We start from the raw sequence: 22,570 nt of genomic DNA, 5'->3' as shown, positions 1-22,570 counted from the left end.
CGGTCACGGCGGCGTCCGGGCCCTGACCGCGACCTCACAAGGGGTTGTGAACTGCTGGTGTGTCACTGCGTATGAGTGAGTTCTGGTGTTCGGGTGCGGGTTGTGGGCTGCTGTGTGCGGGGTTCGGTGTGGTGGACGGGGTTCGTCTGTCGAATGGGTGACCTTTGCGGGTTGTGGTCGTTTGGGTGGTGGCGGGTGCGTGAGTGCCGGTGCGGAGGGGGTGATCGCTGTGGGCGGTCTGCGGGAGGTGGCGGCGCCGTTCGTGGTGACCGGACCTTCGGGTGTGGCGGTACGTACCCGGCTGAAGGGCCTCACTCCGGAGGACGAGACGGTGCTGCGCCTGGTGGGTGCGCATCTGGGCTCGCTCGCCTCGAAGGATCTCAAAGCGCGGTGCATGGACGGCCTGGAGCACGACAGCGGGTCGTGGGCGGTGCGCAAGCGGGAGTTGACGGGTGTGTCGTCGTCGCGGTGGGCGGGGTCGATCACGAAGGCCACGCACGATCAGTGGGCACTGGCCCGGCGCGGCCAGGCCGCCCACATCCACAGCCTTGAAACCGGTGTCAGGACGATCCGGCATCGGTTGTCGCTGCCGGTCGGGGCGAAGGGCTCCAAGCGGGCTCCGGGTGGTTACCGTTCGCGGCGGGAGTGGCATGCCAAGGCACGGCGCCTGCGGGTGCTGGAGCACCGGCTGGAGCGGGTGCGGGCCGAGCGGGACGCGGGCCGGGTGCGCGTGGTGCGCGGCGGCAGAGTTCTGGCCCGTACCCGTCACCATCTTGCCGACGCGGGGCTGACCGCAGCCGAGTGGCGCCGGCGGTGGGAGGCCGAGCGCTGGTTCCTCCAGGCGGACGGTGAGTCGGGGAAGAGGTGCGGCAACGAGACGATCCGCATCACCCCCGACGGCGAAGTCAGCATCAAGCTCCCGGTACCGCTGGCGTATCTGGCGAACGCTGCGCACGGCCGGTACGTCCTGCCTGCGCGGGTGCGGTTCGCGCACCGGGGCGCCGAGTGGGCGGACCGGGTGGGAGCGAACCGGGCCGTGGCCTACCGCATCCACCACGACACCGGACGTGGACGCTGGTACGTGACCGCGTCCTGGCAGATCCCGCCCACCAAAACCGTCTCGCTTGAAGCTGCCCTCGCCCAGGGTGTGATCGGGGTCGACATGAACGCTGACCACCTCGCCGCCTGGCGCCTGGACCCCCACGGCAACCCGTGCGGTGAACCGCGCCGGTTCTTCTACGACCTGTCCGGCAGTGCCCCGCACCGCGATGCGCAGGTCCGCCACGCCCTCACCCGCCTCCTGCACTGGGCCAGGGCCTGCGGGGTGAAGGCCGTCGCGGTAGAGGATCTCGACTTCCAGGCGGAGAAAACCCGAGAGAAGCACGGCCGCAGGCGACGGTTCCGGCAGTTGATTTCCGGCATGCCCACCGGTCGGCTCCGAGCGCGGCTGGCTTCCATGGCTGATGCGACGGGTATCGCGGTCATCGCCGTCGACCCGGCCTACACCTCGAAGTGGGGCGCGCAGCACTGGCAGAAGCCCCTCACCAGCACCACCCGCACCATCAGCCGGCATGATGCGGCGAGCATCGCGATCGGCAGGCGCGCCCAGGGGCACCCGGTCCGGCGTCGGACGGCACCGCCCCGTACCCACCAGAGCGATGGGTGCGGGCATCGGACCGTCCAGGCCGACCTGGGCACCCCTGGGCATGAGGAACCCCGCCCCCGCATCCCCGGACCACGCACCGGATGCGTGCCACCGGACGCGGAGCGAACGCGGGCGACCAGGACACCCACCACCGTTCGGGGTGCCCGCAGTGACCAGGAATGGGTCCAAGACTCACTCCTGCTCACTGATTAGGAACGGTTCTGGTCCTCGTTCCCCGAAGGTTCTCCCTCGGAGGCGGACGCATCGCCGGACTTGCCGGCCCGTTCCGCCGCGTCGCCCCTCTTCTCTCCATCGGGCCGGCCCTTCCCGCCCCGGCGCTTCTCCACCTCGAGCTGCTTGCGGACCTCTTCCGGCTTGTCTCCGAGCTGGTTCACGACCCGCTCCCTGGTCATCGACGACATGGTTCCGCGGCCAGGTTCACACAGGCCCATACTCCCCGCACCCGGACATACCGACGCCGACAGAGCCCGCCCGGCCCGGGCGATGCGGCCCGCAGCCGGCGTGGCCATGCCTACTGAATCCGTCAGCCCGCGAGGGCGCCCCGGGGCGGGTGGAGGGCCGCGCCAACGGTCGCTCCGTCCACCCGCCCGGCCCGCCGGACTCACCGACCCGGCACCAGGAACGCGGTGCACCTCGCCCCCCATCAAGGCAGGCGTGCTGCTCGCCGCGCCCGCCAGGGGCGGCGAAGCGGCGGCCGGGCGGCCCAAGCTCTGGACTTGCTCAAGTCCGGTTGGGCCGCCGGTCGCCAGGGGCATCGTCCACGCACACGCGACGCGACACGCACGCGTGCCGGAGACACACGGGGGACGACATGACCGACTTCCTGATCATCGCGGGCTTCGCCGTGATCGTGATCCTGCTCGTCGGGGCGGGCGGGAAGAAGAAGACGAAAGGCCGGGACAGCCGCCGGGGCGGAGGCGGCGACGGCGGTGGCTACGGCTGCGGCTGCGGCGGCGGCTCCTCGTGCGGCGGCGGGGGAGGCGGCGACTGAGCCGCCCCGGGCCTGACCGGCCCTGGCCCCGGAGCGGCCCGGAGCGCACGGCCCCTGGCTTGCAGCATCATCTGCCTGCGGCGGCTGTGAACCTCCTTCCGAAAGCAGCGGTTTCAGTCGACGGCCATGCCGGGGGCGGGGTCTCACCCGTGATCAGGTACCGGTCGACAGCATCCCGCGCAGGGCCCGGATACATGTACGACGTGTGCCCGGCTCCGTCCCGGGTCAGGAGGACCGCGTCCTTGAATTCGGTCAGCATCAACTGCGCCCAGGCGTACGCCGTCGACGGGTCGTAGAGGGCGTTGACGATCAACGGGGTGACGCCAGGGGTGATGCCGGCTGCCGGGCGGGGCGGATTGCTGAACGGCACGGGCCAGCGCAGGCACTGCGCGATGTACTGGTACGACTGTCCTGTGCCGCGGGTGTGAGGAGCGACAACGCCGTCCAGAGCCATCTGGGTCTTGAGCGCCGGATACCCCCGGAAGTTCGCCCGCATGTCGAGGCAGCCGACGGCCGGTCCGGAGAACGCCGGATCGTCCGCCGTCGCGACCACCCGCGTGGACAGCGCACTGGCGTCGCCCTTTCCGGCACGGGCGACGGCCTGGCCGAGCTCCTTCCACCCTGGGACGGAGAGCTGCGGCAGCCCGTCCTTGAACAAAAGGAACTCCTGGGCGTTGAGGCGGACGTCCTCACCGGTGACCTCGGGGCGGCAGGACCGGTCCCCGCCTGCACGCAGGTGCGGGGATCGGGGCGCTGTCGGCCCTCTTGACCAGGGCGGAGAAGGCTGCGAGCGGGTCCTTGCCGCGAAGGGCACACGCATCGGCTGTGCGGCACCAGGCAGCGAACTGCTCGAGGGTGCGCTCGTAGGCGACGGACTCGTTCTCGTTCAGTGTGGACGCTTGGAGTGAGTGGACCAGCGCCCCGTCCAGCGCGAGGCGGCGCAGATTGCCCGGATAGCGCCGGGCGTACTCCTGGCCGATCTCCGTACCGTACGAGAGGCCGAGGAAGTTGAGCTTCCCCTCGGCCAGACGCTGCCGCAGGACCTCCAGGTCGCGGGCGACGCTGACGGTGTCCATGTGTGCCAGGAGAGGGCCGGTCATCCGCTGACAGCTGCGGCCGAAGGCGGCGTATTTGTCTTCCAGGGCCTCGTATGCGGCCGGCGACTCCGGAAACAGCGCAACCGGTGAATTCCACAGCGCCGGATCGCAGCGCACGACCGGCTTACTGGTGCCCACACCCCGGGGGTCGAGGCCGATGATGTCGTAGCGTTCGCGCACCGGGCGACCGAACATGCCGCCTGCCCTTGCTTCAGCCGCCACCCACTGAGTGCCTGAGCCGCCGGGCCCGCCGGGGTTGAAGACCAGACTTCCGATGCGGGCGGAGGGCCGTGCGGCCGGGAGCCGATTGATCCCTGTGCGTACGGTCCGCCCATCCGGGTTGCTCCAGTCCAGAGGGACCTCGATGCTCGCGCACTGGACGCGCGCTCCATAGCCCAGGGCCTCCCGGGCATGCGGTCCAGGCTATTCGCCCCGGGCCGCCCTCGCCTCCCCCCGCGGTCGCTGGGAGGACCAGGAGAGGCGCGGTCAGAAGCGTTGCGAGGACCGGCAGACCGACACTCGCGCGTCGCGCTGCATGCGTCGGCATCATGGGCTCCGTTCTCACTCATCGGGCGCCCTTGGGCGGGCATGCGGCGGAGCGGGTACATATGAACTGAAAACGACTCAAGCCTTGCCCGCTGATACGGCAGCCGCAACCGTTGCATCCCAGCGTGCCGCCGCTCTGCTGACGTTCATCGTGTCCCTCACCACCCCTGGTCACTGCATCGTCAACGCCGCCCCTCCCTGCGGCGGTTAACCCCGCGATGACCGGCTGCGCCCTGCTGGCGTCGCTGTTCGAGTGTGATTACTTCACTGCCGAACACGCGGAAATCTATGTTGGCCAAGGTAGACATTGGATGGTGGTGTGGTTATGGTTTCTCTCGTAGCTCAGAGAGACCGCAGGGCCTGGCAGAGACGAATTGCCGGGCAGCAGTACCCGCAGTTGCAGTTCGCAGGACGGTGCGGTGGTGGAGTTCCGAAGCCAGGGTTGATGCAGGACGGCGACGGGACTGACGACTGGACCGGGCGGCCCGCAGTGATCAGGGGCCGCCGTGAGCAGTGCCGCAGTTGACGCAGTGGCAGTATCCGCACAATGCAGTTCGCAGTGCTCAGCAGTGAAGTAAGTGAGCAGCACCTCGATGAAGGCGTCGGGCTGCGGACGCGCGCATCGGGAAGTTCGGCAGCGGGTTCTGAGCCAGAGCAGACGCATGAACGGGCGACCGGACTGGCTGCCGAAGTGGCGCTGTCACAGGCCACTGATCAGTTCGCATCACCAGCAGTACGCAGTGCCCCCGCTTGGTAAGCAGTTGATCGCCGAGGGAAGAACGGAGGAGCCAGGCGCCATCAGGATCGCCCGGACGGAAGTCTTCGAATCCGGGTACCGCAGGACATCGATAGTGAGGTGGTCTCCGGTCCAGCAACGCGATCCCCGCAAACGCCGACAGCGTTTCGGTCGGCTCAGCGGAAACAGAACGCCGGCGCAGTACAAGGGCCGGCAGATGGTGTAGCAGTTCCTCCGGGGTCCTGGTGTCATATGGCACCAGGGCCCCTCCAGCGTGTCCCCCAGAGAGGTGCAATGACAGCAGACGACTCATACGGCCGTCTCGATGACGACGACTACCCCGCCTACACCATGGGCCTGGCTGTCGAAATGCTTGGCACCACACCGAACTTCCTCCGCGCGATCGGCGAAGCCCGCCTCATCACACCACTGCGTTCCGCAGGCGGACACCGCCGCTACTCCCGCTACCAGCTGCGCATTGCCGCCCGCGCCCGGGAACTCGTCGACCAGGGCACCCCCATCGACGCCGCCTGCCGCATCATCATCCTCGAGGACCAGCTCGAAGAAGCCCAGCGCATCAACGCCGAACACCGCCGCACTGCCGATTCGGCAAACCCCACGGCTGCCGCCTGAGACAGCCGGCCCCTTACTGGCGTACCGGCCCTCCACTCTTGCCCGGATCCGGTCGTGGCGCGGTTCAATGGCGGCCATGACGCGTAGAACCCCGACCACCGCCATCGCTGCCGTTGTTGCCGCGGTCGTGCTCGCCGCTCTCACGTCGTGTTCCTCGGATTCTTCGGACGGGCCGCCCGCCGAGGGCCGGCCCAGCGGGTCAGGCGCCGGGGCACCGGCGTCGGACCCCGGGCCGACTCCCACAGAGACGGCCACGCCGTCGCCCTCACCGACCGGGCCGTGCGCTGACGGGACATGTGAGATCGAGGTCGCCGTAGGGGACGTCGTGACCGTGCCGGAAAAGTACGGGCTCGGACCGATCAAGGTGACGGCGATCACCGGCGGCGAGGTCGAGATGGCCGCGCCGCTGACGGGATCGGGCTACAGCGTTTCAGGCTGCTCCGGCGGCGGCAGCGTGTCCTCGGAGGGCAGCGGCGGCGTCGGGCTCAGCTGCGGCAAGGGACCCGCCGCGACCATCAACGACGCCATGAGCCTGGAGGTCGTCGAAATCCTCGACGCCACCGCCGTCCTTCGCATCGAACCCGTCGGGTGACGTACGGCTCGGCCCCTTCGGGCAGGATTCCGTACAAGCGTGCCGGTCACGCGAGACGGTGCAGAAACGGCTCAGGGCCAGTGGCCAGTGGGCGCGCGTGGGGCGCCTTTTGACGTCGTGACGGAAAGGATCTTTGAATGCGCAGTTCAGGGCGGCCATCGCTCAAAGTCCTGGGCTGGGCTCTGTTCATCGTCGGCATGACCACGTTCTTCATCAACGCCGAGGCCCTCATGAACGGCAAGGCCGTCGAGTGCGACGGCAGCCCGATGAGACCCGGTCAGTGGTGCGTGAGGGTGGGCGGTGAATCCCTCAGCTACGACGAGGAGAAGAAGAACGAGGCCCGTGGAGAGCTCGTCGGCTACGCCGGGGTGGGCCTCGGCGCCCTGGGTATCGCCGTCTTCATCACCAATGGGATCACCACGCGACGCGGAAACCGACAACGCTAGCCGTCAGTGCGGAGCGCGTTGAGGGCTCCGCCTCGGCGGGACACCCTGCCGTGCCGCCGCGTGCCCATCGAGCCCCACCGCGCCCCCGAAGTCACCGCCCGGCCTTCGGGAAGCCCGCCCCCTCGAAGTCACCGCCTGCCCAACGAAAAGCCTCGCCCTCTACGCCGACCGCCAGGTCCGCGAGGACTTCATCGCCGACGAACAGCGCCCGCGCCCTGGCCGCGTTCCTCGACGGCTGGAACGGCCCGCACCGCCCCGCGAAAGCGGTGCCCGGAACAATTCCCCAGGCAGGGCCGACGGCTGGGAAGAGGGTCACCAACCCGGCGGGCTCGTCGAACCCGTTGACCCGACCGACGCCACGGCGACACTCCGCACCCGACGGCGGTGCCGTGGGACGGCGAAAAGGAGAAGACGGCGCCGACGCGCCGTTGGCAGGATGTCCGGGCCCAACACCCCGTGGGAAAGGACCCAAGACCGTGGCTCGCGCCGTCACCCTGATCCGCTCCGCCTCCCTGTCCGACGTCGCCGAGTACGCTTACGCGGCCACGGCGCCCGCCGAGGCCCGCCTGATCTTCCTCGCCGGGGCATGTCCACTGAACGACGACGGCTCGACGGCGGCGATCGGGGACTATGCAGGCCAGGCCCTGAAAGCTGTCGAGAACATGCAGACTGCTCTCACCGCCGCCGGCGCGTCCCTCCAGGACGTCATCAGCACGAGGGTCCTCGTGGCATCGGCCCGCCGGGAGGATTTGGTGACTGCCTGGGAGGTGGTCCGGGACTCGTTCGCTGACCATGACGTCCCCAGCACTTTGATGGGCGTCACGGTGCTGGGCTACAAGGACCAGCTCGTCGAGATCGAGGCCGTCGCCGCGGTGCACGACGTCTGACGGGCTCACCGGGCTCTGTTCAGGTGTTCGGGTTCCGGCTCAACTACGGTGGCAGCGCTCCGGCCCTGCACTGCTCGCCTGCCAACTGCCGTGCGTCGCGACAGGGGACGCCAAGGCAGGTGCCCGATTCCACAGTCCCCAAGGAGCGTCCAGGTCGACACCAGTGGTGATCGGCCGGGCAGTTCCTGGTCGGTCAGCGAGGCGCCGGCTTCTCCAGCGCCGTCATCTGCTCCTGCGTGTGCCGCCGACCCGGAAGTCCAGCTCGACCGTGTCCATCGTGCCGCGCTCGCCGCACCACCGGCGCTTGACCGGTTCGGGCGTGGTCCACGCCCGGTAGAGCAGCCGCCGGGGCGCGTCGAAGCCGGTCCACTTCCCGAGTGGCGGCTCTGCGGCGGCGCCAGGGAGACTCCGCAAAAACCCGTAGGCGGACGAGGGCGACCACTGCTACGTTCCAGGAGGCCGTGCGAGAGATCGAGGAGGTGGTACCCGTGAACGCAGTATCGACATGGGTGCTCCCCTCCGGGGTCACGGTCGGGCGATAGACAAGGTCGTCCGGGAGCGCCGTTCCAGTGCACTCCCGAAAGGCACGACCATGCATTTCACTTCCGAGCAGCGTCTCGACGACGGCGTCCTCGAACGCGAATTCACCCTCGGTGAGATCCCCGGCATCCTGTGGACACCCGCATCGGCATCCGCATCCGCATCAGCGCCGCTGATCCTGCTCGGCCACCCTCCCCTCGGGCTGCGCAAGATGTACCCCCGACTGGTGGCCCGGGCCCGGCATTCCGCGGCGGATGGCTTCGCCACGGCCACCATCGAGCTCCCCGGAAGCGGCGACCGGCCTCGTTGGCCCGCCGCCGAGCAGGCCCGCGCTGACCTGCACCGGGCTATGGAGGCCGGCGAGCCGGTCGGCGACGAGATCATCGACGCCCTCATCCTCCCGCTGGTCGAAAAGTCGGTCCCGGAATGGCAGGCCGCCCTGGATGCCCTCCTGTCGCTGCCCGAGATCGGCGGCCCGGTCGGGTACTCGGGGGGAGTGATCTCCATCGGAATCCGGCTGGCGGTGGTCGAGCCGCGCATCATGGCCGCCGCTTTCTTCGCCGGGAGTTTCGTGCCTCGCGCCATGTTCGAGGAGGCCCGGCAGGTCACCATTCCGCTGCATGTCCTGCTGCAGTGGGACGACGAAGGGAACGACCGGCAGGCGGCCCTGGACCTGTTCGACGCCTTCGGCTCCAAGGAGAAGACGCTGCACGCCAACATGGGCGGGCACACCGGCGTCCCACAGTTCGCGGGGGAGGCCGCGGCCCAGTTCTTCACCCGACATCTGAAGTGAGGCCGGGCCGTCGGACCGGCAACAGACGGTAGCCGACGTCGGCCGGCGTGCCGCTCATCGAAGACAGGTACCGGCCCTCCGCAGCTCTCTGCACCGTGGGCCTCTGCTGAACCTCGGCAGGGGCCCGTTCTGCCTGAAGTCATGAACGGTTCGATTTCTGCAGAGCTTCGAGTACTGCCCAAACTCGTGTACAGCTGCTGTCGGTTCTCGCGAACAAAGCCAGACCAGAACCGCTCGTATCTGCCGACCCACTCGTGGATCGGCTTCAGTGCCTCGGCGTTGAGCCGGTAGAGCCGGTGCCGGCCGTCCTCCCGGACACTCACGGCGCCGACGTCCCGCAGGACGCGCGGGTGCTTGGAGACCTGCGGCTGTGTCAGCCCCAGCTCCTCCACGAGGGCGGTGACGGAACGCTCGCCGTCGGCGAGGACGTCGAGTATCCGCCGGCGCCACGCCTCGAGCAGCCGCTCAGGCCGCACCGAAGATCGTGGCGAGCTGGGCGTCCAGTGCGGCGACGGCATCCTTCTCCGCGTACTGCCGTGACAGCAGCTGCATGCCGAGGCCGTCGACGAGCGCCATCAGGCCGATCGCCGCGAGTTCGGGGTCGATGCTGTCCGCTCCGGCCGCCCGCAGCTGCTCCGCGATGAACCTGCGCATCCCCGCCGAGTCCTCGCGCAGTCCTGCCTGGATCGCCGGCTTCACCGCGGCGTACGCGAGGAACGCGAGTCCGACGTGGCCCTCGAGCCGTCGGGTGTCGTCACCGGCGCCGTGATGGCCCACGGACCGACCGTCGCCCGCCGAGTACGGCATCCCGGCGGTCATCTGCGTCCCGGCCGCCACCACACGCATCCGCAACGGGCAGCTGATCACCGTCGACGGCGCCACGGGCACGGTCACGCTGGATCCCTGAACGGGAAACTCCGATCCTGCCGGACGTCCAGAAGCCCCGGCCCAAGGGGCGGCGGCTGCCCGCCGCGCGCACGGGCCGGCGCGCGCGGACCGGAGTTCCGGCGAGTCCCGCACCAGCGGCATCTCGCCCAGCCGTATCAGCTGCGCTCGGCCTTGACGATGCGTGGTGTCGTCGGGGTGTCCGACTCCCCGGCCTTGCGGCTGGAGATGTACCGCTCGGCCCGCTCGCCGGGGCCGACGTCGGGGAAGCCGGCCACCACGGAGTCGACGACTGTCCCGTCACCGGTGACGAAGTCCACCTGGACCGCGTAGAAAGCCGTCTTGTCGGTCGAGTTGGTGACCCTGACCAGACCGGTGCGCAGCCCGTCCGAGCGGGTGGTGGCGACTCCTTGCAGGGACACGTCTCCCGTGGCGTTGCCGCGGCCCTCGACCGTGCGCAGCTCGGCGGCAGCGGAGGCCCGGACGCGTGCCTCCGCTGCGGACGCGGACTCCTCGAGGTCCTTCTGGGTGCGCGGTGTGGCGGTGCTCGTATCCGTCGGGGACGCGGACTCGGTCGCGCCGGGAGGGCTTGTCGTCGTCGGACCGGACCCCTCGTCGTCGCCGGAGCCGCAGGCGGCCAGTGAGACGGCGATGAGCGGTGCCAGGACGGCGGGGGCGAGGCGGGGGCGGTTCACGGTGTCTCCGTTCTGCGGCTCCGGCCACAAGCCGACGCGAAATCTCGCCCCAAAATAGTGCGAATGACCAAGGGCTGCACGCTGCGACTCGCCCCATCACCGGAGGCGGTCCAACCGCGAAGAGCCCGAGGCATACGCCCCCGACCCCGCTGCTCCTGCGGCGTGGTGACGAGTCCCGCACGCAGCACCGATTCCCGACCGGCCCGCCTCCGAAGTCCCCTTCGCCCTGCGACCAGCGCCACCCCACGGCCCTACGGCCACAGCGCTCAACGAGGGCATGCGGCACGGCGTCCGCCCAGGACCCGGCCGCGTCCCCGCTCCAGGCGCTCATCGCCGCGTCGGCGAAACAGACGCCGGGGCACCCCGGCACACACCCGGCCGGTCCGGGAGTGCACCGCCTGTACCGCCGACGCGCTGTCGAAAGGGATGACCGCCCGCACTCCCTTTCACGGGGCATGCCCCTCGGGCAAAAGGGGAACGGCCGCGGAACCGACCCGCACCGCCGCACCGGAAACAACTGCGCCGGCCCGTCGGCCCGTCTCCACGCGCGCGTTCGAATCTGCCTCATCCGGGGCCCCTTCCCCATACACCCGGACGGACTAGACGCCGGAGCACGACCCTTCTCCCGCCTGGCCCGTGCACCCATTGGAGTTGCGTCGTCACTGAGCCCATGAGTCCTTGGAAAGCGTGTCCTGCCGGATCTCACCATCAGGAGGAGACATGGGCACCGTTCAGAACAACCAGACGGCCGAGAGGCTGTCCGTCGTTTTCGCGGTCCGTGTGATCGAGGGCGGCGAGCAAGGGTTCCTGGAGATGTACGAGCAGATGCGGAAATCCGTCGCTCGAACCCCCGGGCACCTCGTCGAACGACTGGGAGAGCCGGTCGACGGCTCCCGCCAGTGGGTGATCACCAGCGAGTGGGAGACCCCCGAACACTTCTTCGCCTGGCAGCAGAGCGACGACCACCAGGAACTGGTGGCCCCGCTCCGCAACTGGGTCGACTCGACGCAGTCGCTGCGGTTCCGGGTCGTCAAGGAGACCGTGGAGGAGAAGTCATGACGCACACCACCAACGGCCCCGTCGCCGTCCTCGGCCTCGGCACGATGGGCGCAGGCCTGGCCTCACGCCTGCTCGCGCAAGGCATACCCGTGCGGGTCTGGAACCGTACCCCCGAGCGGGCCGAACCACTCGTCCGGGCCGGCGCCTTCGGCGCCGGCCGCCCCAGCGAAGCCGCCGAAGGCACGAGCGCCGTCATCTGCACGGTCGCCGACGGCGACGCCCTCAAAACCGTGCTGCGCGGCCCGGACGGTGTCCTGTCCAGAGGCACCTACCCCGGCGCCCTGATCTGCGCCAGCACCGTCGCCCCCGAGGAAGTCGTCCGCCTCGCCGACGACGTCCCCTCCGTCATGGACGTCGGCATGCTCGGCAACCGCGACCACGCCCGCGACGGCGAACTGCGGCTGTTCGTCGGCGGCGAGGAGCGGGTCTTCACCGCCGGCCGGCCCCTGCTGGAGATGCTGGGCAAGGAGGTCGTCCATCTGGGCGCACTCGGCTCCGGCATGCGGATGAAGCTGCTCCTCAATCTCCTCATGGGGATAGAGGTGCAGGCCATGGCCGAGGCCGCCGAACTGGCGGCCGTCTGCGGCCTCGACAAGCAGCTCGTCCTCAGGACCATCGCGGGCAGCGGCTTCGCCTCGCCGGTCATGTCGTTCAAGTCGCGGCGCCTGGCCACCGGGCGTTTCGACGAGCCGGACTTCCGGCTGCGCCTGATGGCGAAGGACCTCATGCTCGCCACGGAGCAGGCGGCCGCGGCAGGCCTGCACCTTCCGCTCACCGCCGCAGCCGCACAGACCCACGCCCGTGCCACCGAGCAGGGGCTCGGCGACGAGGACTGTGCCGCGGTGACCCGCGCAGTCACACCGGAACCGGGAACCCACACATGATCATCGACATCCACGGACATCTGTCCCCGCCCCAGGCGGCCGGCCGCTTCCCCATGCCCCCGAGCCTGACCGACGTCGACGGCATGCTCGCGGCCCGCGCCGCGGCCGGGATCGACCTCACCATCATCGGCAGCCCGGTGGGCGCCGGCGCGATGGCGCGGGTCCCGGGCGTGGACAACTACAAGCAGCCGCGCGACCGGCTGCGTGGTTTCCACGCCTGGATGTCGGGTCTGATCTCCCAGTTCCCGGACCAGTTGCGCGGGTACGTCTACGCCAACCCGTTCGGCGACGACGATCACCTGGAAGGGGTGCGGGAGACCCTGGCGGACCCCGCGTTCGTCGGCCTGATCACCACGTCCAGCGTCCACGGCGAGCTGCTCGGCTCGCCGCGGGCGGACTCCTTCTTCGCGCTGGCCGCGGAGGCGGGAGTCCCGGTCCTGGTACACGCACCGGCCGAACCGGCCGGCACGGAGAAGGTGGACACCATCGGCTTCGTCGAGCAGATCGGACGGTTCGGCGACGTCACCCTGGGCATGGCCATGATCGCGTTCGCGGGATGGCTGGACAAGTACCCGGACCTGCGGCTGATCGGCGCGACCGGCGGCGGCGCGATGGCGCTGCTGCCGGAGCGCCTGCAGACGGCGGCGAGCCCCCGGCACTGGGGCGGCGGAGCACCATCCTCCGCCGCCCCGGCCGCCCGGCCGGCGGCCCCCGCAGCGCCGGGGGCCGCACCCGGCCGGCCGGCCCCCGCCGCGCCGCCCTCCCTCCCGCCGTCGACCGACCCCGCCGCGGCCCTGCAGCGCATGTACGTCGACACCAGCCCGTTCAGCCCCGCGCACCTGAGCCTCAACGCGGAGGTCCTCGGACCCGAGCGGATGCTGTTCGGCAGCGACTCGCCGCCGCTGTCCGCGCCGCTGGAGGACCTGATCCGCATGATCGAGAAGCTGCCCGTGGACAAGGCGTCCCAGCAGCTCATCCTCGGCGGCAACGCCGAGACCCTCTTCGACCTCAGGAGCCGTCCGTGACCACCACGCAGGACCCCGTCACCACAGCCGAGCAGTGCACCGCCGAGTTCCGGCGCAACCCGCACCCGGTCTACGCCGCCCTCCGGGACACGGCGCCCGTCTGCCCGATGAAGCCGCCGCACGGCGTCGAAACGTACCTGATCACACGGTACGAGGACGCCCGGGCCGCACTCGCCGACCCCCGGCTGAGCAAGGACATGTACGGGGCCATGGACGCCTACCGGAGAATCTTCGGCGACTCTTCGGTCTCGCTGGACGACAACATGCTCAACGCCGACGCGCCCAAACACACCCGGCTGCGCAAACTCGTCAACGCCGAGTTCACCCCGCGCCGCGTCGAGGCGCTGCGGCCGAAGATCCAGACAATCGTCGACCAGCTCCTCGACGCATGCCCCACCCGCGAACCGCTGGACCTGCTGCCCACGTTCGCGTTCCCACTGCCGATCACCGTGATCTGCGAACTGCTCGGCGTGCCGCCCGAGGAACGGGCCCACATGCAGCACCTGTCCACCACAGTGGCGCAGACAGGCTTCAGCAAGGAAGCCAAACAGGCCCAGCAGAAGGCGGAAGAGGACCTGCACGCCTACTTCACCGAACTCGTCGCGCGCAAGCGCGAACACCCGGGCGACGACCTGCTCAGCGCGCTCACCGAGGCCCAGGACCAGGACGGCGGCCTCACGGAGAACGAGCTGATCTCGACGGCGTTCCTGCTGATGTTCGCCGGCCACAAGACGACCGCGTACCTCATCGGCAACGCCGTCCACCACTTCCTGGCCCATCCCGCACAGCTGCAGGCCGTGCGGAAAAACCCGGAACTGATCGGCCCCGCGGTGGAAGAACTGGTGCGCTACGACGGCTCGGTGGAAAGCGCCACGTTCCGGTTCGCGACCGAGGACGTGGAAATCGGCGGTACGCGGATCCCCAAGGGCGCACTGGTACAGATCTCGCTCCTTTCGGCGAATCGCGACCCACGGAAGTTCGACGCGCCGGACGACTTCGACGTGAACCGGCCGGGAAACACGCACCTGGGCTTCGGCCACGGCAGCCACTACTGCCTGGGCGCACCACTGGCCCGGCTGGAGATGCAACTGGCCCTCACCAGCCTCTTCGGCCGGTTCCCCAGGATCGCCCTGGCCGCTCCCGAGGCCGGCCCGAAGTGGATGGAAGTCCCCTTCCCGGCCTTCCGCGGCCTCGCGGAACTGCCCGTCGTGCTCGACCCGCAGAAGTGACCGGCAGCCCGGCCACCGTTCAACCCGGCACCACCACCGCACCGCACGCCAAGGGCCGGCTCCCCACCAAGGGAGCCGGCCCCGGCCATCGAGGCGCCGGGAAGACCTCGCGCACTCCGCCCGCCGTCCACGGCCTGCGTCGTGGTCACGGCTCACGAGCCGGATCGAGGTCGAGGTCGTCGCGGACGATACGACCGCGCAGGTACTGGAAGTTGTCCGGCAGGACCAGGCCGCTGGCATCCACCGCCCGGACCACGTCGTCCAGCTCGTTCCACATGCCGTGGTGCATGAGCTCTCCGGCTCCCTCGAGCCAGTTGAGGTGGGCTGTGCTCCACAGAACGAGCCGGGAATCGTCCACCCGCCCCTGATCGCGCAGCAACGTCGCCAGGGCGACCGAGCAGAGCATGTCGTCATGAAACGACCGCTCCCCGGCAAGATGATCGGCCAGGAGATCGATCGCCGCATCATGCTGCCCGGCAGCCTGGTAGCGCCGGGCCAGCACGTAGCGGGCGCCGGGGTCCGCGCTCGCCGCCGCCCGGAGCATCTCCGGCACCTCAACCGCGCGACCGTACCCGTCGAGGAGCTCCGCCATGGTGAGCCAGACGGAATACGTGGAATAGGGCCGGTAGTCCTCCAAGTGCGTGCGGAGCTCCCGGAGCGCCTCGTCGAGAGCGCCGCTGCCGGCCAGTGCACGGGCCAGCGCGATCCGGTCCACCGGATCAGTCGGTGGTGTGGTGTCGGGCCCCCTCTCGAGAGACCGGTCACGCAGGACGCGGATCGCTTCCACGTGGCGGCCCTGGCTGCTCAGCAGTCTGCCGAGCTGAGCCCGCGCCCGCTCGGCATGGCGGGTAGCGCCCCCCTGCCGAATCCTCTCGAGCAGCCTCTCGGCCTCGTCCTCCTTGTCCCGCCGCACCATGAGGTCCGCCAGCACGAACGCATACCAGCCGTTGCCCGCTTCGAACAGGCGCTGCGCCTCCTGCTCCGCCTCGCCCGGACGGCCCAGATGCACCAGGGCCTCGATCCCGTAGTCGGCCTCCCCGATGGACCTGGCGCGCACCTCGGCCGGTGCGTTGAACGGCAGGACAGCCAGGGCCTGTTCCCACTCGCCGGCACGCCGGTAGAGCTCGAGGGCAGGGGAAGGGTCGCCTTCGCCGGCCCATCCGTCAGCCAACGTCCTGGCCTGCTCCACCAAACCGTGGACAGCGCACAACTCGACCAGATCGCCGCGCAGACGATCGTTCTGCGCCACCAGCCGGATCGCTTCACCGAGATTCTTCTGCTTCACCAGCAGATCGAGACGATGACGATCACCGCCGTCCCGGTGCCACACCGTGCTTTCTGCGTGCCGGCCGGTGATCCGCAGGAGCTGCACCAGTTCGCTGGCCGCCACGTCGTCGGCGACGGCCGCCTGACGCAAGAGCGCCTCCCCTTCCGCGAGACGTCCTTGGGACCACAGCAGGGAGATCAGCGCGTGCCAGGCCACAGATCCAGACCACGCCCCACCACGGGCGGTGGCGACGAGGAGTTCCTCCTCGCTGGGCACATGAGCCACCGGGGGAGCGGAGACCGCCGCCGGCACCAGCGTTTCCTGATCATCGTCCACGGGTTCCGGCACCGCAGGAGAGGCGGAGCCCGATGATCGGTCGCCGAGGCGCTCGACGAGATCCTGCACCCGGTGCTCCCACCACCGGCGGTCGATGCGGTCCGCGAACACCTGAAGCAGCTCGTCCTCGCAGGCGCGGTGACGGCCCTGCGGATCCCACTTCGCCAGCACCTTGGAACACCGGAGCGCATCCCTTGTGGCCATCTCACCGTCGGCAGCACAAAAACGCTCCGCGACCGTGGCCAGTTCCTCCCACCGGCCCAAGGCCGCCAGGACGTTGCACAACTCCCGCTTGGCGCCCCGGGTGCTGTGCTCTGTCGCCCGCCACCGGAAAACAGGCAGGGCGTCGTCGAACCGGCGCCGCGCGATGTACCAGTCTCCCGCGACGGACCCTGCCCACCAGTCCCCGCCCTCAGCGGCCTGCATCAGATACGGCAGCGCCGCCTCCGGCTCCGCCCGCTCCATGAGCAGACGCCCCAGCGCCCCGGCCGCCTCGCACGCCGCCTCACGCCGCGCCGACGACGCGGCCATCCGCCAGGCGGCGATCGCGGTGTCCGCCTGCGCCCAGCGCTGCGCCTGATGCCCGAGCTCGAGTGCCTCGTCGGCCGTGGCCGCCCCCAGCAGCGCCGACCACAGCGCCTCGGGCACCGGGGCCTGAGGAATACGCGTCTGCGCGTCGTCGACGAGATAGTCGAAGGCCCGCACACCCGCACCGGACTCGTCGTCGACCAGCAGCCGGCTGAAGCCTCGCCTCCGCCTGCGGGCCCACTTCAGAGCCCGGTCGAACAGTGCATCGTCGACGTCCTGGCGCAGCGCTGACGGCACATAGTGAGGCAGCAGCTCCCGCAGGAGCGCCGGCTCAAGAGGACGGCGCCAGCCCACCCGGGCGGCATCGACACTGGCATGGACGACAGCCGCCCCGCCGAACTGGCCATCCGCGGCATCCGTGTGCGCCTGCAGCAGACGCAACAGCTCCGGACCGGCGGCCAAAGCCTCCGCCACACCGTAGCGACCCGCCACGCGCAGGGCGTCGGCCAGGCGCGTGTCCTCACGCAACTGCTCCGCGCGCGCCAACTCGGCAGCGGAGAACATCCGCTCCATCCGCACATGCCGCGCCCGCGCCAGCAAACCGCTCACCACTGCCGCCGCCCTGCGGTCCCACAGCACATGCGGTGCCGTCCGCTCGTCGTCGCCGCCCTCCTGCGAAGCACCCTCCTCGAGGTCGGACAGCTGATGCGCACGAATCGTCGCGATGACCAACGGGTTCTCCGACCGGGCCAACAGCTGAGCGAGCGCCTCAGCCTGCCGTCCCCCCGAACCGACATACACATCCAGCTCGTTGAGCCAGATCACCGTCCGCGTCAGATCCAAACGAGCACCGGCAAGCCGCACCAGCGACTCCGGCATGACCGGCACCAAAAGAGCCAGTCCAGCTCGCCAGAGGTGAAGCCCGCGGCGTGCACCCGCACGACGACGTCGTTCTCGGCCGCATGAGGGTAGGGCATGTCCGTCAGGGACATCCCGGCAAGACCGGCGTCACGGTCCCGCACAGTGATGGCTTGCATACAAGTGGTCCTTACCTCGGAGGGGCGACTCGAGCACGCAGCCCCCCACACGCAGGGCTCCTAGCGGCGCTTCGTCGGGAAGACGCAGCAGGTGGATGTATGCCGTTCCGCACCATCGATCTCACCTGCTCGAACGTGTTCCTTCGTCGCCCGTTCTGCTTTCTCATCAGGGAGACGAGGTAACCCCTCCGGGTGTGACAGCTCAGACGCGCACGAGTTTCTCCGGGTCGATGACCCTGCGGTACGCGGTGATCAGACCGTCCGTGATCTGGACGGTTTCGACGCAGTAGACCCGGCCTTCGCGGTAGAACACCAAGGCGAGCTCGCCGCCGACCTCGACGAAGCCAATGCGATCCGGATGCCACTGACGCCCCACCCGCACCATGACCTCGGCGACACGCTCACCGCCGTGGATGAGCTTGCGCGCCGCAGAGACCTTGCCGCCGCCGTCGGTGACGTAGACGGCGTCCGGGTGCAGGAGCCTGACCAGGCCGGCCAGGTCCCCGGCCTCGTAGGCGGCGCGGAAAACCTTGAGAACGCGTTCGCGTTCCGCCTTCGAAGCCTGAGGCATGGAGCTACGTCGGCGGCACCACCGACACGACAACCGGCCTCGCCCACCTCGGTGCCCGGGAGTACGACCCCACGATCGGCCGATTCATTAGGTGTGATGTGAGCCATCACACCGTAGCCGAACCCCCGCGACAGCCAACCGACTTGGAGACGCCAGCGTGCCCGACCCGGTGAACCCGTCGCCCACGATCACCTCGCCACCCGGGCCACCCCGGCCATGAACCCGCACCGCGGCAACCTCCTCGACCTACGGGATACCGACATCGGACAAACCCGCTGGCCACAGACCTGACACGGTGACCCGCGAAGTCCGGGGCTAGGCCGAATGGCCGCCGTGGTGCGTGCCTTGCAGGTGATCGGGCACCCATCTCCCGTCCCGCCCCGGACACTCTGGACCGCTTATCAGATTCCCATAGGGAGCCACGCATGGAACCAGTCGCCACCCCCCGGAACTGTCCGTTCGACTATGCCGAAGCCCTCGAGTTCGACCCCATGCTCAAGCACTTGATGACCGAAGAGCCCGTCTCCCGCATCCAGCTGCCCCACGGCGACGGGGAGGCATGGCTCGTCACCGGCTACGACGACGTGCGCACGGTGACTACCGACCGGCGTTTCAGCCGCCGCGCCATCATCGGCCGGAACTTTCCGCGCATGACCCCTGAACCCATTGTTCAGGACGAGGCGATCAACGTGATGGACCCGCCGGCCAGCAGCCGCCTGCGCAGTCTGATCTCCAAAGGCTTCGCGCCTCGTCACATGGAACGCATGCGGGTCCGCACCCAGCATGTCGTGGACGAGTTGCTGGACCGGATGGAGGAGCACGGTTCTCCCGCGGACCTCACCGAGCACTTGGCCGATCCTCTGCCCCTGGCCACCATCTGCGAGGTCCTCGACATCCCCGAGGCTGATCGGGCCCAACTGCGCGCCTACGCACGGACCATGATGGACACCGGCATCGACAACCGTGACAACGCCGTACGGGCCAAGGCCGATCTCCGCGCCTACTTCCGCACATTGACCGGTATCCGGCGCGAGAACCCCGGCGACGACCTGATCAGCGCGCTGGCCACGGCTCGCGACGGAGATGAGATCCTCAACGACCAGGAACTGGCCGTTATGGCCATGGTCCTGCTCATCACCGGACAGGACACCACCACCTACCAGATCGGGAACATCGCCTACGTCCTGCTCACCCGCCCCAAAGAGCTCGCCATGCTGCGCGCCGATCCTGGGATGCTCCCGCAGGCCATCGAGGAGCTGTTGCGCTTCATCCCCTTCCGTAAAGGCGTCGGCATTCCCCGCGTCGCCATGGAAGACCTGGAACTGAGCGGGGTGACGATCAAAGCAGGGGACATCGTGCACGTCTCCTATCTGACGGCCAACCGTGACGGACGGAAGTTCGACCGGCCTGACGAGCTGGATCTGGAACGCTCCGGTCCGTCTCACATGACCTTCGGCTGGGGTGGACATCACTGTCTCGGCGCTCCGCTCGCCACCACGGAACTCCAAGTCGCACTCGGAACCCTTCTGGAGCGCTTCCCCGACCTGAAGCTGGCGAAGCCGGCCGAAGAAGTGCGCTGGAACAAAACGTCGATCTGGCGCTATCCGCTCGCGCTACCCGTCACCTGGTGACCGTCCGGCGCCCCGGATGCGCAGAGAGTCCGTGCTTCCGGGGCCCACTCGTAGGCCTCGGGAGACTGCCGCCCACCGCGCTCGCCCAGGCTCGCGGCGGCGTGCTCCGGGCAAGCTCGGCGAATCGCCCCTTCGATCGTGGCTGGGAACAAGGCTCTCATCAGCGATGCGTCGTCAGGAGGGCCACGGCCCTCCTGACGCGGGCCGTCCCGTCGAGCGCTGCGCTCGACATGCGGCCGTCACCCTGCCGTCATAGCGTGGGGCGGACGGCTGACCAAGCCGTGGCGGATCACCGTCCGCCCGACCGGGGAGAACTCAGTCTTCGACGGTCCATCCCGGCCATGCCGCGCCAGGGTATCGAAACCGGCGCCGGAGCCCACCAACGATCTGTTTCGCACCGTTCCGCGCGGCAGATCCGGGCGGCTTCCGCCGGCAGACGAACAGCCCGCATCTGGTCACGGCCCGGCTGTGTGGACCACGTGCGCTGGGAGGCATTCCATGGCGGTTCTCTGCAAGCCAGCCATCGAAGTACCCGAGTACGTCATCACCAACGAAGAGACCCTCGAGCTGGCACAACGGTTGCACGGTGACCATCCGCAGCTCGATCTGGTCCTCAGCCTGATCGAACACACCGGGGTGCAGAAGCGGCATCTGATCCAGCCGATCGAGAAGGTGCTGCAGCACCCGGGCGTCGACGCCCGCAGCATCACCTACGAGGCGCACACCAAGGCCCGCGTGCCGGCCGTGGTGCGCCGGGCACTCGACCAGGCGGAACTTGAGCCGCAACAGATCGACATGATCATCTACGTCTCCTGCACCGGCTTCATGATGCCTCCGCCGACCGCATGGCTCATCGACACGATGGGCTTCCGGCCGGAGACGCGACAGATGCCGATCGCCCAACTCGGCTGCGCAGCAGGCGGCGCGGCCATCAACCGGGCACACGACTTCTGCACGGCGTACCCCGACGCCAACGCACTCGTCATTGCCTGCGAGTTCTGCTCGCTGTGCTATCAGCCCACCGATCTCGGCGTGGGATCTCTGCTGTCCAACGGTCTGTTCGGCGACGGGATCGCCGCGGCCGTGATCCGGGGCAACGGCGGCACGGGAGTCCGCCTGGAACGCAACGGCTCGTACATCATCCCGAGCACCGAGGAGTGGATCTCCTACGCGGTCCGCTCCACAGGCTTCCACTTCCAGCTCGACAAGCGCGTGCCCGGGACCATGGAGCCACTCGCCCCAGCCCTGCAGGCACTCGCCGAACAGCACCAATGGAACGCCAGCAAGATGGATTTCTACATCATCCACGCGGGCGGTCCGCGGATCCTCGACGACCTGAGCCTCTTCCTCGACGTGGCACCCGAGGCGTTCCGCTTCAGCCGCGCCACCCTCACCGAGTACGGCAACATAGCCAGCGCGGTGGTACTCGACGCCCTGGCCCGCATGTTCGACGAGGCATCAGCCCTTGACGGCCACCGCGGCCTGATGGCCGGCTTCGGGCCAGGCATCACCGCCGAGATCGCCTTGGGCACCTGGACCTCGGGGTCCGAATCCTGACATCTCCGGCCTTCGGACGTGCCCCAGTGCCGCCCACAGCCCATACCGTGGCTGTGGGTGGTCGTGGTTCTTGGATTCGCAGAACCTGCTCACCACCGTGGGCTTCCTCGCGGTCAGCCGATCAGGCTGTGCAGGACGGGGACGCTGAGTCCGGCCGCCCTGGTTATGTTCATGAGAACGGGTTCTGGCTCACTTTCCGTGAAGGGAACACGCTGAGTGACAGCAGACGCTCGGATCGGCCGCGCGACGGCCGGGGCACACCAAGCAATCCAGGTCGCTGACCGTTGGCATCTGTGGCACAACCTCAGCGAGGCCGCGGGCCGTTGGTCGTCACCGTCAGTGCTTGCGCCTCCTGACCCCCGAACCCGTCGAGGAGAAAGCCGCCGAGGAGCCCACACTGTCCGAGGAGGCCCCGGCCTCGCCCTGGAAGAGCGACCGGTTCGCCAACCGCATCCGGACCAGGCACGCCACCGTCCCCGCGATGCTGGAAGACGGCCACAGCCGCCGCTCCATCGGCCGCCAGCTCCACATGACGCACCGTACGGTCAAAAGCTTTGCCGATGCCGCCAGGCCGGAAGACCTTTTCAGTGGTCAGTACGAGTTCAACCGAGCCTCTGCTCTTGATGAGTACAAGCCCAACCTTGACAATCGCTGGAACGAGGCTGCACCAACGCCTGGAAGCTGTGGGAGGAGACCGTCCCACTCGGCTACAAGGGCAGCTACGGCATCGTCAGCGGCTACATCAGGAAGAAGCGCACCTCACCCCGCCCAGTTGCCGCACAGCCGCCGGCACCTCGGGTGGTCACCAAGCGGATCCTCAGCCGCCCGGGCTTCCTCACCGAGATCGAATGGCTCCGGCTTAACTGATCGTTTCAGAATGAGGTTCGGAGTCGTCTCAAGCAGATGATGCTGCAGGCGAGTTGGAGCAGGCTGAGGTGG

Annotated in this window: 22 protein-coding genes and 3 pseudogenes; 15 read left to right on the top strand and 10 right to left on the bottom strand. The window is 69.1% G+C overall.

The window, feature by feature from the left end; genetic code table 11:
* The first annotated feature begins 229 nt into the window (after positions 1-229).
* Complete coding sequence (locus ACTMTU_RS32960; protein WP_441267174.1) at positions 230-1,858, top strand: IS200/IS605 family accessory protein TnpB-related protein; 1,629 nt, start codon at positions 230-232, stop codon at positions 1,856-1,858.
* Here ACTMTU_RS32960 and ACTMTU_RS32955 read toward each other — a convergent pair.
* Complete coding sequence (locus ACTMTU_RS32955) at positions 1,855-2,040, bottom strand: hypothetical protein (RefSeq protein WP_441267098.1); 186 nt, start codon at positions 2,038-2,040, stop codon at positions 1,855-1,857. The genes ACTMTU_RS32960 and ACTMTU_RS32955 overlap by 4 nt on opposite strands.
* Positions 2,041-2,477: 437 nt before the next feature.
* Here ACTMTU_RS32955 and ACTMTU_RS32950 point away from each other — a divergent pair, with 437 nt between their 5' ends.
* Positions 2,478-2,657: a hypothetical protein gene (locus ACTMTU_RS32950; RefSeq protein ID WP_441267097.1), complete on the top strand. Its 180-nt coding sequence runs from the start codon at positions 2,478-2,480 to the stop codon at positions 2,655-2,657.
* A gap of 67 nt (positions 2,658-2,724) precedes the next feature.
* Here the strand turns inward: ACTMTU_RS32950 and ACTMTU_RS32945 are convergent, their stop codons facing one another.
* The gene (locus ACTMTU_RS32945; protein WP_441267096.1) at positions 2,725-3,315 is read right to left on the bottom strand and encodes an alpha/beta hydrolase; all 591 of its coding nucleotides are present in this window, start codon (positions 3,313-3,315) and stop codon (positions 2,725-2,727) included.
* A 31-nt stretch (positions 3,316-3,346) separates the two neighbouring features.
* Positions 3,347-4,021 (bottom strand): alpha/beta fold hydrolase, encoded by a 675-nt coding sequence (locus tag ACTMTU_RS32940; RefSeq protein ID WP_441267173.1) that lies wholly within the window; start codon positions 4,019-4,021, stop codon positions 3,347-3,349.
* 1,309 nt (positions 4,022-5,330) lie between these two features.
* Here ACTMTU_RS32940 and ACTMTU_RS32935 point away from each other — a divergent pair.
* From ACTMTU_RS32935 to ACTMTU_RS32920, 4 genes are all read left to right on the top strand, one after another.
* Positions 5,331-5,669: a MerR family transcriptional regulator gene (locus ACTMTU_RS32935; RefSeq protein WP_441267095.1), complete on the top strand. Its 339-nt coding sequence runs from the start codon at positions 5,331-5,333 to the stop codon at positions 5,667-5,669.
* 325 nt (positions 5,670-5,994) lie between these two features.
* The gene (locus ACTMTU_RS32930) at positions 5,995-6,261 is read left to right on the top strand and encodes a hypothetical protein (RefSeq protein WP_441267094.1); all 267 of its coding nucleotides are present in this window, start codon (positions 5,995-5,997) and stop codon (positions 6,259-6,261) included.
* A 137-nt stretch (positions 6,262-6,398) separates the two neighbouring features.
* Entirely contained in the window at positions 6,399-6,707 is a 309-nt protein-coding gene (locus ACTMTU_RS32925) for a hypothetical protein (RefSeq protein WP_441267093.1), read from the top strand.
* A 476-nt stretch (positions 6,708-7,183) separates the two neighbouring features.
* Positions 7,184-7,594 carry a RidA family protein gene (locus ACTMTU_RS32920; protein ID WP_441267092.1) on the top strand — a complete coding sequence of 137 codons (411 nt, stop codon included), beginning with the start codon at positions 7,184-7,186 and terminating at the stop codon, positions 7,592-7,594.
* Between the two features lie 222 nt (positions 7,595-7,816).
* On the opposite strand, the gene ACTMTU_RS32915 is transcribed toward ACTMTU_RS32920, so the two are convergent.
* Positions 7,817-8,008, bottom strand: coding sequence for an SRPBCC domain-containing protein (locus ACTMTU_RS32915; RefSeq protein WP_441267091.1), 192 nt, complete (start codon positions 8,006-8,008; stop codon positions 7,817-7,819).
* Between the two features lie 178 nt (positions 8,009-8,186).
* Between ACTMTU_RS32915 and ACTMTU_RS32910 the strand changes: the two genes are divergently transcribed.
* Positions 8,187-8,927 carry an alpha/beta hydrolase gene (locus tag ACTMTU_RS32910; protein WP_441267090.1) on the top strand — a complete coding sequence of 247 codons (741 nt, stop codon included), beginning with the start codon at positions 8,187-8,189 and terminating at the stop codon, positions 8,925-8,927.
* A gap of 269 nt (positions 8,928-9,196) precedes the next feature.
* Here the strand turns inward: ACTMTU_RS32910 and ACTMTU_RS32905 are convergent.
* A pseudogene (locus tag ACTMTU_RS32905) lies at positions 9,197-9,445 on the bottom strand (ArsR/SmtB family transcription factor); the annotation flags it as partial.
* Positions 9,393-9,734: a TetR family transcriptional regulator C-terminal domain-containing protein gene (locus tag ACTMTU_RS32900; RefSeq protein ID WP_441267172.1), complete on the bottom strand. Its 342-nt coding sequence runs from the start codon at positions 9,732-9,734 to the stop codon at positions 9,393-9,395. The pseudogene ACTMTU_RS32905 and the gene ACTMTU_RS32900, both read right to left, overlap by 53 nt.
* Between ACTMTU_RS32900 and ACTMTU_RS32895 the strand changes: the two genes are divergently transcribed.
* Positions 9,733-9,834, top strand: a complete 102-nt coding sequence (locus ACTMTU_RS32895; RefSeq protein ID WP_441267171.1) for a hypothetical protein — start codon at positions 9,733-9,735, stop codon at positions 9,832-9,834. The genes ACTMTU_RS32900 and ACTMTU_RS32895 overlap by 2 nt on opposite strands.
* Positions 9,835-9,970: 136 nt before the next feature.
* On the opposite strand, the gene ACTMTU_RS32890 is transcribed toward ACTMTU_RS32895, so the two are convergent.
* On the bottom strand, positions 9,971-10,507 hold the full coding sequence (locus tag ACTMTU_RS32890) for a hypothetical protein (RefSeq protein ID WP_441267089.1): 537 nt from the start codon (positions 10,505-10,507) through the stop codon (positions 9,971-9,973).
* Between the two features lie 720 nt (positions 10,508-11,227).
* On the opposite strand from ACTMTU_RS32890, the gene ACTMTU_RS32885 reads away from it, so the two are divergent.
* Genes ACTMTU_RS32885 through ACTMTU_RS32870 form a run of 4 tightly spaced genes read left to right on the top strand, consistent with a single transcriptional unit; the run spans position 11,228 to position 14,704 of the window.
* A complete protein-coding gene (locus ACTMTU_RS32885; protein ID WP_441267088.1) occupies positions 11,228-11,566 on the top strand; it encodes an antibiotic biosynthesis monooxygenase family protein in 339 nt (112 codons plus the stop codon).
* On the top strand, positions 11,563-12,450 hold the full coding sequence (locus tag ACTMTU_RS32880) for an NAD(P)-dependent oxidoreductase (RefSeq protein WP_441267087.1): 888 nt from the start codon (positions 11,563-11,565) through the stop codon (positions 12,448-12,450). The genes ACTMTU_RS32885 and ACTMTU_RS32880 overlap by 4 nt, the downstream gene beginning before the upstream one ends.
* Positions 12,447-13,475, top strand: coding sequence for an amidohydrolase family protein (locus ACTMTU_RS32875; protein ID WP_441267086.1), 1,029 nt, complete (start codon positions 12,447-12,449; stop codon positions 13,473-13,475). Before ACTMTU_RS32880 ends, ACTMTU_RS32875 begins: the two co-directional genes overlap by 4 nt.
* Entirely contained in the window at positions 13,472-14,704 is a 1,233-nt protein-coding gene (locus tag ACTMTU_RS32870) for a cytochrome P450 family protein (RefSeq protein WP_441267085.1), read from the top strand. The genes ACTMTU_RS32875 and ACTMTU_RS32870 overlap by 4 nt, the downstream gene beginning before the upstream one ends.
* Positions 14,705-14,849: 145 nt before the next feature.
* Here ACTMTU_RS32870 and ACTMTU_RS32865 read toward each other — a convergent pair whose 3' ends face one another.
* The 3 genes and pseudogenes from ACTMTU_RS32865 to ACTMTU_RS32855 all read right to left on the bottom strand — a co-directional run bounded on the left by ACTMTU_RS32865 (position 14,850) and on the right by ACTMTU_RS32855 (position 18,443).
* The gene (locus ACTMTU_RS32865) at positions 14,850-17,714 is read right to left on the bottom strand and encodes a hypothetical protein (protein WP_441267084.1); all 2,865 of its coding nucleotides are present in this window, start codon (positions 17,712-17,714) and stop codon (positions 14,850-14,852) included.
* Positions 17,715-17,731: 17 nt separating this feature from the next.
* Positions 17,732-17,872: pseudogene (locus tag ACTMTU_RS32860) on the bottom strand (NADP-dependent oxidoreductase); the annotation flags it as partial.
* Between the two features lie 202 nt (positions 17,873-18,074).
* Positions 18,075-18,443: a hypothetical protein gene (locus tag ACTMTU_RS32855; RefSeq protein ID WP_441267083.1), complete on the bottom strand. Its 369-nt coding sequence runs from the start codon at positions 18,441-18,443 to the stop codon at positions 18,075-18,077.
* A gap of 41 nt (positions 18,444-18,484) precedes the next feature.
* Between ACTMTU_RS32855 and ACTMTU_RS32850 the strand changes: the two are divergent.
* The 3 genes and pseudogenes from ACTMTU_RS32850 to ACTMTU_RS32840 form a co-directional block, all read left to right on the top strand.
* Positions 18,485-18,616, top strand: a pseudogene (locus ACTMTU_RS32850) (hypothetical protein); the annotation flags it as partial.
* Positions 18,617-18,868: 252 nt separating this feature from the next.
* Positions 18,869-20,074: a cytochrome P450 gene (locus ACTMTU_RS32845; protein WP_441267082.1), complete on the top strand. Its 1,206-nt coding sequence runs from the start codon at positions 18,869-18,871 to the stop codon at positions 20,072-20,074.
* 498 nt (positions 20,075-20,572) lie between these two features.
* Positions 20,573-21,631, top strand: coding sequence for a type III polyketide synthase (locus ACTMTU_RS32840; protein ID WP_441267081.1), 1,059 nt, complete (start codon positions 20,573-20,575; stop codon positions 21,629-21,631).
* The last annotated feature ends 939 nt before the right edge of the window (positions 21,632-22,570 follow it).

The sequence above is a fragment of the Streptomyces sp. OZ13 genome (assembly GCF_052068155.1).
Taxonomy (GTDB): Bacteria; Actinomycetota; Actinomycetes; order Streptomycetales; family Streptomycetaceae; genus Streptomyces.
This window is presented reverse-complemented; position numbering and strand designations above follow the sequence as displayed.

Bases quoted from the DNA above. Each gene is read 5' to 3' on its own strand.
- ACTMTU_RS32950 (WP_441267097.1), top strand. From the start codon at position 2,478: ATGACCGACTTCCTGATCATCGCGGGCTTCGCCGTGATCGTGATCCTG.
- ACTMTU_RS32935 (WP_441267095.1), top strand. From the start codon at position 5,331: ATGACAGCAGACGACTCATACGGCCGTCTCGATGACGACGACTACCCC.
- ACTMTU_RS32925 (WP_441267093.1), top strand. From the start codon at position 6,399: ATGCGCAGTTCAGGGCGGCCATCGCTCAAAGTCCTGGGCTGGGCTCTG.
- ACTMTU_RS32910 (WP_441267090.1), top strand. From the start codon at position 8,187: ATGCATTTCACTTCCGAGCAGCGTCTCGACGACGGCGTCCTCGAACGC.
- ACTMTU_RS32900 (WP_441267172.1), bottom strand. From the start codon at position 9,734: ATGCCGTACTCGGCGGGCGACGGTCGGTCCGTGGGCCATCACGGCGCC.
- ACTMTU_RS32885 (WP_441267088.1), top strand. From the start codon at position 11,228: ATGGGCACCGTTCAGAACAACCAGACGGCCGAGAGGCTGTCCGTCGTT.
- ACTMTU_RS32880 (WP_441267087.1), top strand. From the start codon at position 11,563: ATGACGCACACCACCAACGGCCCCGTCGCCGTCCTCGGCCTCGGCACG.
- ACTMTU_RS32875 (WP_441267086.1), top strand. From the start codon at position 12,447: ATGATCATCGACATCCACGGACATCTGTCCCCGCCCCAGGCGGCCGGC.
- ACTMTU_RS32865 (WP_441267084.1), bottom strand. From the start codon at position 17,714: ATGCCGGAGTCGCTGGTGCGGCTTGCCGGTGCTCGTTTGGATCTGACG.
- ACTMTU_RS32855 (WP_441267083.1), bottom strand. From the start codon at position 18,443: ATGCCTCAGGCTTCGAAGGCGGAACGCGAACGCGTTCTCAAGGTTTTC.
- ACTMTU_RS32845 (WP_441267082.1), top strand. From the start codon at position 18,869: ATGGAACCAGTCGCCACCCCCCGGAACTGTCCGTTCGACTATGCCGAA.
- ACTMTU_RS32840 (WP_441267081.1), top strand. From the start codon at position 20,573: ATGGCGGTTCTCTGCAAGCCAGCCATCGAAGTACCCGAGTACGTCATC.